The sequence below is a fragment of the Pantoea sp. NGS-ED-1003 genome, assembly GCF_000738765.1.
Taxonomy (GTDB): Bacteria; Pseudomonadota; Gammaproteobacteria; order Enterobacterales; family Enterobacteriaceae; genus Pantoea; species Pantoea septica.
Genome location: NZ_JPQA01000002.1, coordinates 487,663 through 501,864, shown reverse-complemented (window position 1 = coordinate 501,864; position 14,202 = coordinate 487,663). Strand labels below are relative to the sequence as shown.

Here is a 14,202-nt window from a genome sequence, read left to right as displayed (position 1 = left end):
ACGTCACGCATTATCAGGCGAGCTTAATTAAGATCATGCCTGCCAGCAGCAGACTCAGCCCCGCCCAGCCTCGGGCGTTGAGCCGCTGGCCAAACAGCACCCAGCCCGCCGCCACCGTAGCGGCGATGCCGAAACCGCCCCACAGCGCGTAGGCGACCGACAGATCGATACCTTTTACCGCCTGAGAGAGCGCGCTAAACGCCAGCAGCACCGAAACCAGCGAGGCGATGCCCAGCAGCGGCTTTTTAAAGCCGTCGGAATATTTCAGAAAAATATTGGCGGCGATTTCCAGCAGGATCGCCAGCGCCAGCCAGAGCAGATGCGTTATATCAGCTGATAACATGCTGCGGCTCCTTCTTCTGCGTAGTACCGGTTTTAATCAGCATAATGCCGGCGATCAGCACCGTCAGTCCGGCGATTTTCATCGGCGACAGCGGCTCTCCAAACAGCTGCACGCTAAATAGCGTAATTAATACGATGCCGATGCCTTCCCACAGGGCATAGGCGACGCCGAGGGCAATTTTTTTGACGGCGAAACTCAGGAAAATATAGGAGCAGGCGATCATCACCAGCATGATTAAATATCCCGAGCCGCTTTCGTCGACGCTGGACCATTTCATCGCCAGCGTGCCGATAATTTCGCTAAAAATAGCAAGTAATAATAAAACCCATGCAAACATGGCTAACTCCTGTCGCAATTATTCAATTGACCCGCACCGCACAGGCGCAAGTTCCTTATGGCAAACGGAAACGAGGAGAGGGGCCTACAGGGCGCTACGCCAGTGCTGATCGGCGATATTCCAGACGGGAAGAGAGCAGATGAAAAGAGAATGATTGATAAATGCTACGCGCATAATTTAAACAAGACATCCACGCTGTTGCTTCTCATCGGTGGACGGATTGTACTCCAGTAATAAACACGGCGCAGTTATAGCATCTGCCAGTTGCCGTTTCAATAGCAGCAATTTCTAATATTGATTTATGACAAAGTTTATTGTGTCGTGGCTGCGCCTGGTTTCAGTCAGGATAAAGAGATTCAATGTGCTTCATATAGTTACAACATACATATGTAGCGATAGGTAATTACTCTGACACCGTGCAAAGCATCTTCTGGCAGCAAAAGCGCAGTAGTGACGTTGTCACACGGGCAAAAAAGGCCAGTCAGGTGCAGCGCTTGTTCTTGTCGCACATCGCAGCAGCAAGGCGCCCGGAAGCGAAAATGCCTCCGGATGCCTGCTGGTTTTTCTGTTTTACCTGTCGGGTTTTCGCGAACCGCAGAAAAGTGTCCCGCGCTACGCCTGCGGATCGCCGTGCCTGTTTTTAAGTCGCCGGGCTAAATAGGGCGCGGTCACGCTGTTCTCAGCGCGGCTGACCTCTTCCGGCGTACCGGCCGCCACGATATGACCGCCATTTTCCCCTGATCCCGGTCCAAGATCGATTATCCAGTCAGCCTCGGATGCAATTCGCATATCGTGTTCCGCCATCACCACGCTATCGCCGCGTTTCACCAGCTGATCCAGCACCCGCATCAGCTTATCCATGTCTGAGGGATGCAGGCCGGTCGAAGGTTCGTCAAGCAGATAGAGCGTTTTGCCGCGCTGCGCGCGCTGCAGTTCCCAGGCGAGTTTGATGCGCTGGCACTCTCCGCCTGACAGCTCCGTCGCCGGCTGGCCTAGCGTCAAATAGCCCAGACCCAGCGCCTTGAGCGCGGTTAGGGAGCGCTGAATGCTCTCATTGTCGCTGAAAAACGCGGCAGCTTCGTCTACCGTCAGCGCCAGTACGTCGGCGATGGTTTTGCCGTTCCAGCGCACTTCAAGCGTCTCGGCATTATAGCGACGGCCGCCGCAGGTAGAACAAGGCGCGCTCGCCTGGGGCATAAACAGCAGCTCAATGGTGATGAGGCCCTGTCCTTCGCAGGCGGGGCAGCGTCCGGCGGGCAGATTGAATGAAAAACGGCTGGCGTCGAAGCCGCGCGTCTTCGCCTCATCGGTCTCGGCAAACAGCCGCCTGACGGTGTCAAAAAAGCCGGTATAGGTCGCAAGATTGGAACGAGGCGTTCGACCGATAGGGCGCTGATCGATACGTACCAGTCGCTTCAGGGAAGCGCCGCCGGCAACCACGTTGCCCTGAACCGCCGTGACGGTTTCATCCTCATCTTCGCCTTCATCGGCCGGTGTGTTATCCAGCCGCTGGAACAATGCGGGCAGGACGCGAATCAGCAGCGTCGATTTTCCTGAGCCGGAAACGCCGGTAATCACCGTCATTCTGTCGAGCGGCAGCGAAAAATCGAGCGCACGCAGGTTATTGCAGGTCACCTGTTCAAATTGCAGCCACTGTTCAGGCAGGCTGCGCTGACGCAGGCCGGGATAACGATCGCCGAGCAGATAGTCTGCCGTCGCCGACCGGCCGTTGCGCGCCAGGCCGGAGGGCGCGCCGTTATAAACGATTTCGCCGCCCAGGCGGCCCGGTCCCGGTCCGATCTCCGTCAGCCAGTCCGCTTCGGCGATAACGTCAAGATTGTGCTCGACGATCACCAGCGAGTTGCCCGCTGCCAGCAGCGCGCGCAGCGAGCGGATCAGCGCGCGTACATCTTCCGGGTGCAGGCCGGCCGCCGGTTCGTCCAGCACATACATGACGCCGAAAAGCTGCGAGATCAGCTGCGTCGCCAGCCGGATGCGCTGTAGCTCGCCCGAAGAGAGCATCGTCGTCCTGCGGCCGAGGGAAAGATGGCCAAGGCCGAGGTTTTCCAGCTGGTCCAGACGCCCGCAAATATCCGTCGCCATGCGGATCGTCGCTTCCCTTAGCGCCGTCTCTTCAGGAAGGAGAGAAGAAGCGCCCTTCGCCAGCGGGGAAAACAGCGCCTTGAGTTGAGCGATAGTCAGCTCGCCCATTTCAGCGATGTCGTAACCTGCGAAGGTCACGGAGAGCGCATCCTGGTTAAGTCGTTTCCCCTGGCAGAGCGCGCAGGGCGCCACGGCGACAAAGCGGGAAAGACGTTTTTTGACGCTCTCTTTGCCACCCGCGTAGCTTTGCAGCACATATTTTCTGGCGCTGGTATAGGTACCGGTATAGGCAGGTTCGACCTCAGCCGCTATCGCCGCTTTGCGTTGTTCGGCGGTAAGCCCCATAAAGATAGGCACAGAAGGCTGTTCATCAGTCATCAGGATCCACTCTCTGTCCCGTTCAGAGAGCGTTTCCCAGGGCGCGTCGATGTCGTAATCCAGCGCCTCCAGGATTGAGCGCAGGTTTTTCGCCTGCCAGCCATGCGGCCAGGCGGCGATAGCGCCTTCGCGAATGCTCAGGGATGCATCTGGCACCAGGGCCTCCGTCTTCACCTGATGCACCATGCCCATGCCCTGGCATGCGGGACAGGCGCCCTGCGGGTTATTGGGGGAAAAAGATTCGGCAGCCAGAAAGGAGACGCCTTCAGGCCGCTTCCCGGCGCGAGAATAGAGCAGTCTGAGCGTTACGGAAACGCGCGTCAGGCTGCCGACGGTGGAGCGCTCCTGCGCGCCCGCGCGGCTCTGCTGCAGCGCAACCGCTGGAGGCAGGCCATCGATGCTGTCTACGTCCGGGGCCGCCGCCTGATCTATCAGGCGGCGCGCATGGGGGGCAACCGATTCCATAAAGCGCCGCTGCGCCTCTGCATAGAGCGTGTCGAACGCCAGCGACGACTTGCCCGATCCTGAAACGCCGGTGAAAACCACCATGGCGTCACGGGGAAACGTGAAGGAGAGATCTTTAAGGTTATGCGTTCTTGCGCCCTGAACGCTCACGCCGCTGTGGTTGCTGCGATGCGGTAGGCTGCCGCTGTTTTCCTTTCCTTTAGACGTCATAACGCTCCCACAAAAAGAGTTTCTATAAAAAGTGTTGTTCTGTCGGCTCGCTGTCTGCGCAGCTAGCCAATAAGTCGTCAAAGGGTAGCAGGGATATGCGCTGACTGAGGCGCGGAAGGTAAAAAGCAGGGCGAAGGCTGCGGCGGCCTGGGCCGCCTGAGCCTGAAAGCGAAGGGTGTTTTATAACAGACAGAAGGCAGCAGGCGGTATTTAAGCTCTGCGCCGATTAGGACGGATTACAATATAAATCCTGCCGCCGCCGGCGCATTGGCGCTATCGTCGGGGATATTATAGAGCGTCGCTTTCGCCGCCAGCAGCGGCTGGCCGTTGCTGCCCGCTTTGTGTGATTCCACATCGGTAATGTGGTAGCCGACGGCGCCCGCTTCATGCGCTTTATGGGCAAACGCGGCGTTGAGCTCCTCCATAGAGGTTGCCCAGCTGACCGAAGTCACGGCGAAGGGCTGAACGGAAGCGATTTCACGCTGAGTGAGGCCCGTACGAATCAACACGGGATTCACGCTCTGCGGAGAGAATATGGATAAAACATCCTGCACTAACTCTTTCATTAGCCGACTCCTTAAGGGATTAACGCACGGTTATTTTATTTTCGGTCGTAACGAAGGTAATAAACGCCAGAATTTGTTATGTGTTTTAGCTTTAATTGCTAATGAGATGTTATGGAAACAGCGGCTGATAACTTAACGAGGGTTTGGCGAAGATATTTTCATTTGATTACATTCTGGCTGTTTTTGACATGCCTGAATGAGAAGCGAAATGCCTCCGCAACCTGAAGGGGGATGCGGAGGCGGAAGCGGTTTTACCACCCTTTGATAATATCGCCTTTATAAAGCTCATTGGCTTTATCCAGCACTTCCTGCGAGCGGAACGCCTCTTTCAGCTTCTGGATATTGGGGCTGTCTTTATTATCTTCGCGCGCCACGATGGCATTCACGTACGGCGAGGCTTTCCCTTCCATAAACATGCCGTCGCGCGAGGCGGAGAGATTCGCCAGCGCGGCGAAGTTGTTATTGATAATAGAAACGTAAACCTGCGGGTCGTCGAGCGTGCGCGCCAGCTGCGGCGTATCGACCTCGACAAACTTCAGTTTTTTCGGGTTGTCGGTCACGTCCAGCGTGGTCGGCAGCAGGCCCGCTTCCGGTTTCACCTTGATGAGACCCTGCGCCTGCAGCAGCAGCAGGCTGCGGCCCAGCGTGGTCGCTTCGTTAGAGATGGTGATCGTAGCGCCGTCCGGCAGGGCATCCAGCGATTTGATTTTGCGCGAATAGCCGGCAATCGGGAAGACGAAGGTATTGGTGACCACGGCGAAATGGTAGCCGCGCTCTTTAGACTGCATCTCCAGATAGGGCAGGCTCTGGAAGGCGTTGGCGTCGACATCTTTATTGAACAGCGCTTCATTCGGCTGCACGTAGTCATTGAACGCCACGACATCGACATCCAGATGATATTTGTCATGCGCCACCTGTTTAACGGTATCCCATAACGTCTGGTCCGGGCCGGTATTAATAGCCACTTTGATTTTGCTGTCGTCATCTTTATTACAGGCGCTAAGCAGCGTAACTGACGCGGCCAGCAGAATAGAAAGCACTTTTTTGTTCATAAGCCAGATCCCTTTTGTCGTAGGGAAACGACTATAATCTACATCTAGACGTCTGTACATCCGTAACTGCGCGACTGCCGTTTTTTTATCCGCTTCATTTGACACCGTTTTCTGCCGATGCACAGCTATTTTCACTCCAGCAGTGAAAGTGCTGCTGTCGCCAGCAGGTGTTTCTCCTGACACAGGCCGCCTATGCTGTTACCTAGCATCAGCAAACTTATTACTGCAAAAAGGAACAGAGATGAAAGCTATCGTCTACAGCCAGAATGGATTGCCGATCGCCGATCCGCAATCGCTCTACGACACTACGCTGCCGCAGCCCCAACCGGGCGCGCACGATCTACTGGTGAAAATCGCCGCGATCGCCGTCAATCCGGTCGATACCAAAGTGCGCAACAACGCGCCGACGCAGCAGCCGCGCATTGTCGGCTGGGATGCCGTCGGCACGGTAGAAGCGGTCGGCGAGAGCGTGACCCGGTTCAAGCCTGGCGACGAAGTCTTTTACGCCGGCGCCATCGATCGCCCCGGCTCCTACGCGGAATATGGCCTGGTGGATGAGCGTATCGCCGGCCACAAGCCTGCTTCGCTGAGCAACGCCGATGCCGCCGCGCTGCCGCTGACCTCGCTGACCGCCTGGGAGCTGCTGTTCGACCGCCTTGAGGTGAAAGAGCATGAGAACGAAGCGCTGCTGATTATCGGCGCGGGCGGCGGGGTCGGTTCGATTCTGACGCAGCTGGCCAGCAAGCTGACCGGACTGCGCGTTATCGCTACCGCGTCGCGTCCTGAAACCGCCGAGTGGGTGCGCGAACTGGGCGCGCACGACGTTATCGATCATTCTCGTCCGCTGACGGAAGGGCTGCGCGAAATCGGCGTCGAGAACGTTCGCTATGTCGCCAGCCTGACCCATACCGACAAACACTATCAGCAGATCGTCGAGGTGCTGGCGCCGCAGGGCCGTCTGGCGGTCATTGACGATCCGGACACCCTCGACGCGATGCCGCTGAAGCGTAAAGCGATCTCGCTGCACTGGGAGCTGATGTTTACCCGCTCGCTGTTCCAGACGCCGGATATGGCGCGCCAGAATGAGATTCTGGAAAACGTGCGTCGACTGATCGACGATGGCACGCTGCGCACCACCAAAGGCGAGCATTACGGCGCCATCAACGCGGAAAATCTGCGTCGCGCCCATGCGCTCATCGAGAGCAACCGGGCACGCGGCAAAATCGTACTCGAAGGGTTTTAACCCAGCCTGACAAGAGAACCATCGCAGTTTGTCGGCGACAAACTACCCGGCCAAATGGCCGGGTTTTTTATTTGCGCTGCAAGGAGACCGACCGCTCGGCCTGCTTCCTGCTGGCCCGATTGCGCACCTGCGCTGCTGGCAACCGCCGCGCCGCCAGCCTGATGCCCGGGCGCCGCTGCCGCGTCCTTAACCACTATTTAGCGAAAAAGTCATGCCTGCGCTCGCAGAGCGCAATATTTGAGAATAACTCTCATTGCTACCAGTGCTGCTGTGCCCGTAGGTTGAGGCAACAGGTCAGACTGCGGAATATGCCGGATGTGGGAAGTGCCAGTTATTTATTGGGTGCTTCGCCGCCGGCAATAGCGTCGCAGTTAACATCAGGCGTTAAACGCTGCTTTGACCGCTGGCGAACGCATCAAATAATAAGGAATGTATGGGAGCTTACTGCAGGCACTGCCGCGCGCTTTTAAGTCGGGACGAATATTTTTGGTTTTACGACAGCTGTCTCCGCTGTGAAAAATGCGCGCAAATTCGTGCCGAAGAGCGAGAGATTTTCATTAAGTCGCCGCTATATGTCTGGAGTGAAATACGCTTTCAGACGCGCCGATTCAAACACCGGCTGGCGGCCTATTTGAAAAGGCAGAATCTTGTCTGAACAGCATCATCTGGTTTAACGCTGGGCAGTGGGGGACGGGATGAAATGTGAACGGTTATTTCTTCAGAACGGCTTGTTTACCGGCCGCTAAAATAAGAGGACTGGCCTTTTTTCCTGGCGCTGCATCAGGACAGAAACCTGATGGCGTACATAGCCGATCCCCGGAATGAAGAAGAAATACGATCCGCATCGTTTGAAACGCGCTTATTACCCTGGCGTAAAGGCTATGGCACAGAATCGCTGAACGCCATCATTCGCTTCGCGTTCGATTCGCTGGGTTACCGAAAACTCACCGCCACGGTGACAGCGGGAAATATTGCTTCAAAGCGTCTGCTGCTTAAAAGTGGATTCAGGCAGAAAGGGGTAATTCGGCAAAGCTATTATTTAAACGGCGAGTGGCGGGACGACTGGGTGTTCGGGCTGCTGGCTGACGACTATCATGGCTAAACCTTACGTGGCAGCGCTACCGCGGCCGCTTCTCGCCGGTCAGGCGTAGATCCTGACGTTTTCTTTATCATTTCTCCCGGTGCCGCTGGCGCTGGGCGCATACCGGGCGCGCGACGCTTGCAATAAACTACCGCGCGATCCTGCCACACCGATGAAAAAGATTTAAGTTTCTCTCCTTTCTTCCGATAACCATTCCGCCACTCTGAGGGTAGAGGATGCGTTTTCAAATATATCCATCACCTGAGTGCGCGTCGGGGCGCGACTGTCCCGTTTTTTAATTTAACAAGGAGCAGTAAATGAAAAACCGCAATTTAGTTATGGCGGCTGTCGTCGCATCATGTCTGGTTCTCTCAGGTTGTAGCGCAATGGGAACGGCCATCAAGAAACGTAATCTCGAAGTCAAAACGCAGATGAGCCAGACCGTATGGCTTGAGCCGTCAAATGAAAAAACGGTGTATCTGCAGGTTCGTAATACGTCAGATAAAGATATGAGCGATCTTCAGACATTACTGGCACAGGATCTGCGCGCTAAAGGCTATACCGTGACATCGTCGCCTGACACAGCGTATTACTGGATTCAGGCCAACGTGCTTAAGGCAGAAAAAATGGATCTGCGTCAGTCGCAGGGCTTTCTGTCGACCGGATATGAGGGCGCGGCCACCGGCGCGGCGCTGGGTGCCGGCATTACCGCCTATAACAGCAACTCAGGCGGCGCTATTCTGGGAATTGGCCTCGCGGCCGGTCTGGCAGGCATGGCGGCAGATGCGCTGGTTGAGGACGTAAACTTTACGATGGTGACCGATCTGCAAATCTCCGAGCGCAGCAAATCCACCGTCACGACCGATAATATCGGTGCGCTGCGTCAGGGCAACGCCGGCATTAAGCTGCAGACCAGCAGCGAAGAGGGCAACCGTATGAAATACCAGACGCGCGTGGTCTCTAACGCCAATAAGGTCAATCTGAAATTCGAAGAGGCTAAACCGGTGCTGGAAGCCCAGCTGGCGAAATCGGTCGCCGGTATTATGTAACTTTCTTCGCTTCAGTCACGCCTTAGCGAAATCAGGCGTGGCTGAGCATCCGGATATCGCTTTACGCCAGACGAGCATGAAATGTCCGGCTTTCCTGCCTTATTCATTCCCTCTTTTTTCCGCCTGACCCTTTCACCGGCATCGACGACAGAGATCATAACGAAGCGACGGGTCGCTTTCGTGCTACGCTTCAACGCCTGACCAGGCGTAACACCATCCTGTCAAACCCCTTTTCGCGCTGAACAAGCGCCTGTAACCAGGGAAGATCTATGTTTCATCTGATTTTCAGTATACCGAGCTGGTATGTCATCGTCCGTTTCCTTATCCCGTTAGCGATGCCGCTAGCGTTGAAAATCGTCTTAGCAGCGCTGGTCTTGCTGGCCTCGCAATATCTGTTGATTAGCCGCTTTACCGCGGGCGGCATCTTTTCACCGGAGATGCCCCGCGCGCTGATCATCCTGTGCAATTGGGCGTTCGGCGCCGTGCTGTTTCTTGCGCTGCTGCAGATGCTGATTGACGCGGTGGCGTTAATGTCGCTTTTATTCAGGCATCCGCTGGAGATTACGCCGATGGTGCGTTATCTGGCTGCGCTGTTGGCTATGGCGCTGGCGGCCGTTGGCGTACAGCAGGCGATACGCGTGCCGCCGGTGAAAGAGGTCACTATCAGAATTGATCATCTGCCGCGCGAGTTTGAAGGCTATCAGCTACTTCAGCTGACGGATCTGCATATCACCAAACTTTTCAACGCCGCCTGGAGTGCAGAGATGGTCAGGCGGGCGATGTCGCTCGACGTCGACCTGATCGTTATCACCGGCGATGTTATTGATGGAACCGTGCAGAACCGCATAAAGGATGTAGAACCCCTGGGTAATCTGCACGCGCCGGATGGCGTTTACGCCATTACCGGCAATCACGAATATTTTTTCGAACAGCAGCGCTGGACCGAGCATCTCGCTTCGCTGGGCCTGCCGACCCTGCATAACAGCCACACTATTATTAAACGCGGCGCAGCGGAGCTGGTTATTGCGGGTCTGCCTGACATCTCCGCATCAAGAAGAAACGCGGACGGCCCCGATCTGGCGATGGCGTTAAAAGGCGCGCCGAAAAACGCCCCGGTTATTTTGCTCGACCACCAGCCGCGCAACGCGCGCCAGAATGCGCAGCAGCAGGTCGATTTACAGCTGTCGGGCCATACGCATGGCGGACTGATCGCCGGCTTTGACCGGCTGTTTGCCAAACCCAACGGCGGCTTTGTTTCAGGGCTTTATCAGGTGGATGGCATGCAGCTTTACGTGAACAACGGAACCGCCCTCTGGCCCGGCATGGCAATCAGGTTAGGGCGGCCGTCGGAACTGACGCGCATAACGCTGCGGGGAAGAGAGTAGCCACAGGTACAGCCGCTTTCAGGCGGCTTTTCCGGCTGTTAATGCTTATGCGGCACCGGCGGCGTGCCGTGAGTATGAAACGTCTCGATGGTTTTCAGCCCCCAGGCCTGGCCTTTTTTTCGCTCTGCCTCTGTCCAGATAACTGTTTGCCAGTCTGGCGCCAGAATCAGACGCGCGCCGGAGTTCGCCAGCTCTATGCGGTTGCCGGCAGGCTCCCAGACATAGAGGAAGAAGGTACCCTGAATCGCATGCTTATGCGGGCCTGTCTCTATGTGAACGCCATTTTCCAGGAAGATGTCAGCCGCGCGCAGAATCTCTTCCCGCGAGTCGGTGGCCCAGGTCACATGATGCAGGCGTCCGTTACCGCCGCCGTGCTCTTCGGTGCAGGCCAGATCGTAAGTTTTATTATTGATGGTGAACCAGCAGCCGCCGATACGACCGTTATCCAGCTGAATCATCTCGGTTACCCGCGAGCCGAGGCAGGTTTCCATAAAGTTTCTGAACTCGCGCACGTCAGCAGCCAGCAGATTAAGATGATCGAGGCGTCGCGGGCAGGCTCCTCGCCCATGAAAGCGCTGCGCCAGATTTTTAAGCGAAGGGCGTTCATTCAGTTCCGCCTGATAGCGGACGGTATCGTAATAGATCTCAAAAACGTGACCAAAAGGATCGGCAAAGCGGAAGGCGCGTCCATGTCCCCGATCGTCATTCGACCAGCCAAGCACCTCATAATCACTGGCCTCGATCGCAGCTACGCGTCGCCTCAGGGCCGCTTCCGAGCTGGCGCGATAAGCAATGTGTCCAACGCCGGTCGTATGATGACGAGTAAGCTTTAAGCTATGGAACTCGTAATCATCCCATGCGCGCAGCCATGCGTGATTTTCATCCTGCGCCGAAACGGTAAGACCGTAAACATCGACGAAGAAGCTGAGACTCTCTTCAAATTTGTCGCTATAAATCTCAACGTGTGCCAGATGGGCAATATCAAAACAGGGTTCCGGCAGATGATTGGTCATAATGTGATTCCTGTAAATTTAATCCAGTTGAGCGAGCCAGGTTTTATCTGTTATTCAGCGTTTGTGAAAGCGAAGGAATGTCGTTTAAATCCGCGCCTTTAATTTTTAACGCGAGCGAAACGTTACGGTGTAGCACGATACTTAACGCGGCGAGTAAGGCGGGTACGGCCAGAATAAAGAAAATGGCTGACTGCTCAGGAAACGCCCCTATCAATAACCCGCCGACAGACGAGCTCAAAATCGCGCCGGTGCGCCCAATGCCATGCATCCAGCTCACGCCGGTTGCGCGGATTTCGGTGGGATAGTAGGCCGGGGAATAAACCTGCAAACCATTTTGCGCGCCATTAATGCACATGCCGATGAAAAAAATAAATATGCCCAGCGCAGTGCCCGAAAAGCTGAACAGACCCTGCGCCAGCAGACAAAGGCAGCCCAGCAGGTAAACGACGCTGATGACATATTTGGCATGTAACTTATCCATTAACGCGCCGACCAGAATGCCGCCAAGCGGCCCGCCGAGCTGGAACAAACCCGCCAGGATGGCGGCCTTTTCCAGCGAGATGCCGCCGGAACGCATAATCGTCGGCAGCCATCCGTTTAGCAGATAGATCACGAACAGCCCCATAAAATAGGTCGTCCATAAAATAAGCGTGCCGCGGGCGAAACCGTGACGAAACAGCTGTGAAATGGTGCTGTGGCGGTTAATGCGCGGCGAATTGATCACAAACGCGGCATCCTGCGTGAAATGGCCACCCATGCGATTCAACAGCGCGGCGATTGTCGCCCGCGGCGCCTTTCGCACCAGCAAATTCAGCGCGGATTCAGGCAGTAGCAGGCTCAGGAAGGGCAGCAGTATCAGCGGAACGGCGCCGCCGAAAATAAGCACGGCCGTCCAGTTGTATCGACTCAGCAGCGCGGCCGCGATAAAGCCGCCTAATCCCGAGCCAATATTGAAGCCGCTAAACATCAGAGTAATCATCACGCCCTTGCGACGTTCCGGCATATATTCCGCCAGCAGCGTCACGCAGTTAGGCATAACGGCGCCCAGGCCCAGGCCAGCGATAAAACGCAACAGCGCCATCTGTAAAGGCGTCGCCGCGAAGGCGCAAATAAGGCTGAAGACAGAGAACATCAGAACGGAGAGCAAAATAATCTTCTTACGGCCAAAACGATCGGATAAGGGACCTGCGATAAGCGCGCCGATCGCGACGCCGAACATCGCGGCGCCAAGGATCGGCCCCATCGCCGCGCGGGAAATGTGCCACTCCTCAATGAGCGCGGGCGCGATAAAACCCATCACCGCCGCATCGTAGCCATCAAACATAATGATAATCAGGCAGAGGAACAGTACGCGCCACTGAAAAGTCGAAATGGGTCGAGAATCAATCCAGGCCTTGATATCGACCAGCTTATTTGTATTCATGAGGTAGCTCTCTTGTAAGGCACTGAGGGACGTTTTGCCGTCATCACCATCTTTAACAATCCTGTTACACGGTATGCAGAGCGGCGCTCGGTGTCTGTCAAAAAAGGCTTTTAGCGGTATGAGTTGCGTTTATATTGTGAGCGAGTTGGCATACTCCCAGGCGCCAGCAACAGCGTGCAAGATGCCAGCATGGCGCCTGCCGAGCGTTCACGGGCTATTCAGTGTATGAATTTCGTTTAGGAAGCGTAAGAAGCGGCCTCGGCGTTAATGCATTCAATCAACGCCAGCGTAGCGGGAGAGTGGAGCGCGGCATGGCGCAGCGTGATGCCTATTTCGCGGCGTGTATCGGATAACGGCAAGGTCAGCGGCAGCAAAATGCCGGCGCGCAGTTCATATTCCAGCTGATGCCGGGAAACCGCCGCCACCATGTCAGAGTTGAGCAGCAGACCGCGCACAATCGCGAGGTCGCCGCTCTCCACTACCGGGACGGGGGCGGGCAGGCTCAGCGTGTGAAAAGCACGATCCAGCAGATGACGTGCTGGCGTATTATCGCGCGGCAAGATCCACTGAACGGCGGCAAGGTCGACAGGCGCCAGATTTTTTCCCGCCAACGGATGCTGCGGCCGTACCAGGAGGACTAACTCTTCGGTGAACAGCACCTGGCTGGCAATATCTTTTACTCCCTCATCGCGTCGCAGCGCGCCCAGAATAAGATCCACGTCTCCGGCCCGTAATTCAGTCACCAGGGCGCTATAGGCGCTTTCATTAGTGACCACTTTAATGGCCGGATGTGCCGTGACGAGGCGTGCGATAGCGCGGGGCAAAATCGTACTACGGCACAGCGGAAGCGCACCAATGGTGACGGTGCCCTGCAATACGCCTGCCTGCGCCGCCAGATCTTCAGGGATATGACGAATTTCATTCAGCGCGCGGCTGACAAGAGGCGCCATTTCCCGTGCGGCTGCGGAGGGGATCATCCCTTTAGGCGAACGCTGAAATAACGCCACGCCAGCGCCTTTTTCCAGCACTTTCAACGCGGCGCTGACGGCTGGCTGGCTGATACCCAACAGACTGGCAACGCTCTGCGTATGGTGCAGATGAAAGAGACGTAAAAATATTTGCAGGCGTCTGACATTAAACAGCCAGACGGGTTCGGCGTCATCACGCAGGCTTTCCCGCTGCTTAAAACGCGCCAGCAGGCCCGGTATCTGATTCAGTTCCTGAATAGCGCGTTGCGCGCGCGGCAGTACGCACTTTCCATACTCGGTTAATAACATGCCGCTGGCATGCCGTTCAAAAAGCGGAGCGGCCAGGGTGTGTTCCAGATCACGAATAGACCGTGTAACAGCAGACTGAGTCCGAAATAAATTTTCTGCAGCACTAGAGACTGTCCCTCTGCCAGCAACCATGCAAAGTGACCTTAATTGCATGATTTTAATATCATAATGATCATTTTTTGTTTTCATTTTTATCAGGTCTGAATACCGGATCGTTATCACAACATAAATAAAAATCATAGCTGAAGCAATGAAAGGCATTATTCGCCAGAAAAGC

At 55.8% G+C, this 14,202-nt stretch carries 11 protein-coding genes and 1 pseudogene; 4 read left to right on the top strand and 8 right to left on the bottom strand.

The window, feature by feature from the left end; genetic code table 11:
- Positions 1 to 13: 13 nt before the first annotated feature.
- The 5 genes from mdtI to JS46_RS05775 all read right to left on the bottom strand — a co-directional run bounded on the left by mdtI (position 14) and on the right by JS46_RS05775 (position 5,454).
- The gene (gene mdtI / locus JS46_RS05795; protein ID WP_033748880.1) at positions 14 to 343 is read right to left on the bottom strand and encodes a multidrug/spermidine efflux SMR transporter subunit MdtI; all 330 of its coding nucleotides are present in this window, start codon (positions 341 to 343) and stop codon (positions 14 to 16) included.
- On the bottom strand, positions 330 to 680 hold the full coding sequence (mdtJ, locus tag JS46_RS05790) for a multidrug/spermidine efflux SMR transporter subunit MdtJ (RefSeq protein ID WP_033748879.1): 351 nt from the start codon (positions 678 to 680) through the stop codon (positions 330 to 332). The genes mdtI and mdtJ overlap by 14 nt, the downstream gene beginning before the upstream one ends.
- Before the next feature lie 612 nt (positions 681 to 1,292).
- Entirely contained in the window at positions 1,293 to 3,836 is a 2,544-nt protein-coding gene (locus JS46_RS05785) for an excinuclease ABC subunit UvrA (protein WP_051905581.1), read from the bottom strand.
- A 236-nt stretch (positions 3,837 to 4,072) separates the two neighbouring features.
- Positions 4,073 to 4,402, bottom strand: coding sequence for a DUF1471 domain-containing protein (locus JS46_RS05780; RefSeq protein ID WP_033748877.1), 330 nt, complete (start codon positions 4,400 to 4,402; stop codon positions 4,073 to 4,075).
- A gap of 251 nt (positions 4,403 to 4,653) precedes the next feature.
- Positions 4,654 to 5,454 (bottom strand): MetQ/NlpA family ABC transporter substrate-binding protein, encoded by an 801-nt coding sequence (locus JS46_RS05775; RefSeq protein WP_033748873.1) that lies wholly within the window; start codon positions 5,452 to 5,454, stop codon positions 4,654 to 4,656.
- A gap of 241 nt (positions 5,455 to 5,695) precedes the next feature.
- Between JS46_RS05775 and JS46_RS05770 the strand changes: the two genes are divergently transcribed.
- The 4 genes and pseudogenes from JS46_RS05770 to JS46_RS05755 all read left to right on the top strand — a co-directional run bounded on the left by JS46_RS05770 (position 5,696) and on the right by JS46_RS05755 (position 10,212).
- Positions 5,696 to 6,697: a zinc-binding alcohol dehydrogenase family protein gene (locus JS46_RS05770; protein ID WP_033748869.1), complete on the top strand. Its 1,002-nt coding sequence runs from the start codon at positions 5,696 to 5,698 to the stop codon at positions 6,695 to 6,697.
- A 712-nt stretch (positions 6,698 to 7,409) separates the two neighbouring features.
- Positions 7,410 to 7,799 (top strand): annotated as a pseudogene (locus JS46_RS22845) (GNAT family N-acetyltransferase).
- A gap of 296 nt (positions 7,800 to 8,095) precedes the next feature.
- A complete protein-coding gene (gene traT, locus JS46_RS05760; RefSeq protein WP_033748866.1) occupies positions 8,096 to 8,827 on the top strand; it encodes a complement resistance protein TraT in 732 nt (243 codons plus the stop codon).
- 269 nt (positions 8,828 to 9,096) lie between these two features.
- Positions 9,097 to 10,212, top strand: coding sequence for a metallophosphoesterase (locus tag JS46_RS05755; protein ID WP_033748865.1), 1,116 nt, complete (start codon positions 9,097 to 9,099; stop codon positions 10,210 to 10,212).
- Positions 10,213 to 10,250: 38 nt separating this feature from the next.
- Here the strand turns inward: JS46_RS05755 and JS46_RS05750 are convergent, their stop codons facing one another.
- The 3 genes from JS46_RS05750 to JS46_RS05740 form a co-directional block, all read right to left on the bottom strand.
- Entirely contained in the window at positions 10,251 to 11,225 is a 975-nt protein-coding gene (locus tag JS46_RS05750) for a VOC family protein (protein ID WP_033748863.1), read from the bottom strand.
- A 43-nt stretch (positions 11,226 to 11,268) separates the two neighbouring features.
- Positions 11,269 to 12,648, bottom strand: coding sequence for an aromatic acid/H+ symport family MFS transporter (locus JS46_RS05745; RefSeq protein ID WP_033748861.1), 1,380 nt, complete (start codon positions 12,646 to 12,648; stop codon positions 11,269 to 11,271).
- Between the two features lie 236 nt (positions 12,649 to 12,884).
- Positions 12,885 to 14,114, bottom strand: coding sequence for a LysR family transcriptional regulator (locus JS46_RS05740; protein ID WP_033749103.1), 1,230 nt, complete (start codon positions 14,112 to 14,114; stop codon positions 12,885 to 12,887).
- Positions 14,115 to 14,202 lie beyond the last annotated feature (88 nt).

Coding starts and splice junctions, on each gene's coding strand:
- mdtI (WP_033748880.1), bottom strand. CDS start 343: ATGTTATCAGCTGATATAACGCATCTGCTCTGGCTGGCGCTGGCGATC.
- mdtJ (WP_033748879.1), bottom strand. CDS start 680: ATGTTTGCATGGGTTTTATTATTACTTGCTATTTTTAGCGAAATTATC.
- JS46_RS05785 (WP_051905581.1), bottom strand. CDS start 3,836: ATGACGTCTAAAGGAAAGGAAAACAGCGGCAGCCTACCGCATCGCAGC.
- JS46_RS05780 (WP_033748877.1), bottom strand. CDS start 4,402: ATGAAAGAGTTAGTGCAGGATGTTTTATCCATATTCTCTCCGCAGAGC.
- JS46_RS05775 (WP_033748873.1), bottom strand. CDS start 5,454: ATGAACAAAAAAGTGCTTTCTATTCTGCTGGCCGCGTCAGTTACGCTG.
- JS46_RS05770 (WP_033748869.1), top strand. CDS start 5,696: ATGAAAGCTATCGTCTACAGCCAGAATGGATTGCCGATCGCCGATCCG.
- traT (WP_033748866.1), top strand. CDS start 8,096: ATGAAAAACCGCAATTTAGTTATGGCGGCTGTCGTCGCATCATGTCTG.
- JS46_RS05755 (WP_033748865.1), top strand. CDS start 9,097: ATGTTTCATCTGATTTTCAGTATACCGAGCTGGTATGTCATCGTCCGT.
- JS46_RS05750 (WP_033748863.1), bottom strand. CDS start 11,225: ATGACCAATCATCTGCCGGAACCCTGTTTTGATATTGCCCATCTGGCA.
- JS46_RS05745 (WP_033748861.1), bottom strand. CDS start 12,648: ATGAATACAAATAAGCTGGTCGATATCAAGGCCTGGATTGATTCTCGA.
- JS46_RS05740 (WP_033749103.1), bottom strand. CDS start 14,114: ATGAAAACAAAAAATGATCATTATGATATTAAAATCATGCAATTAAGG.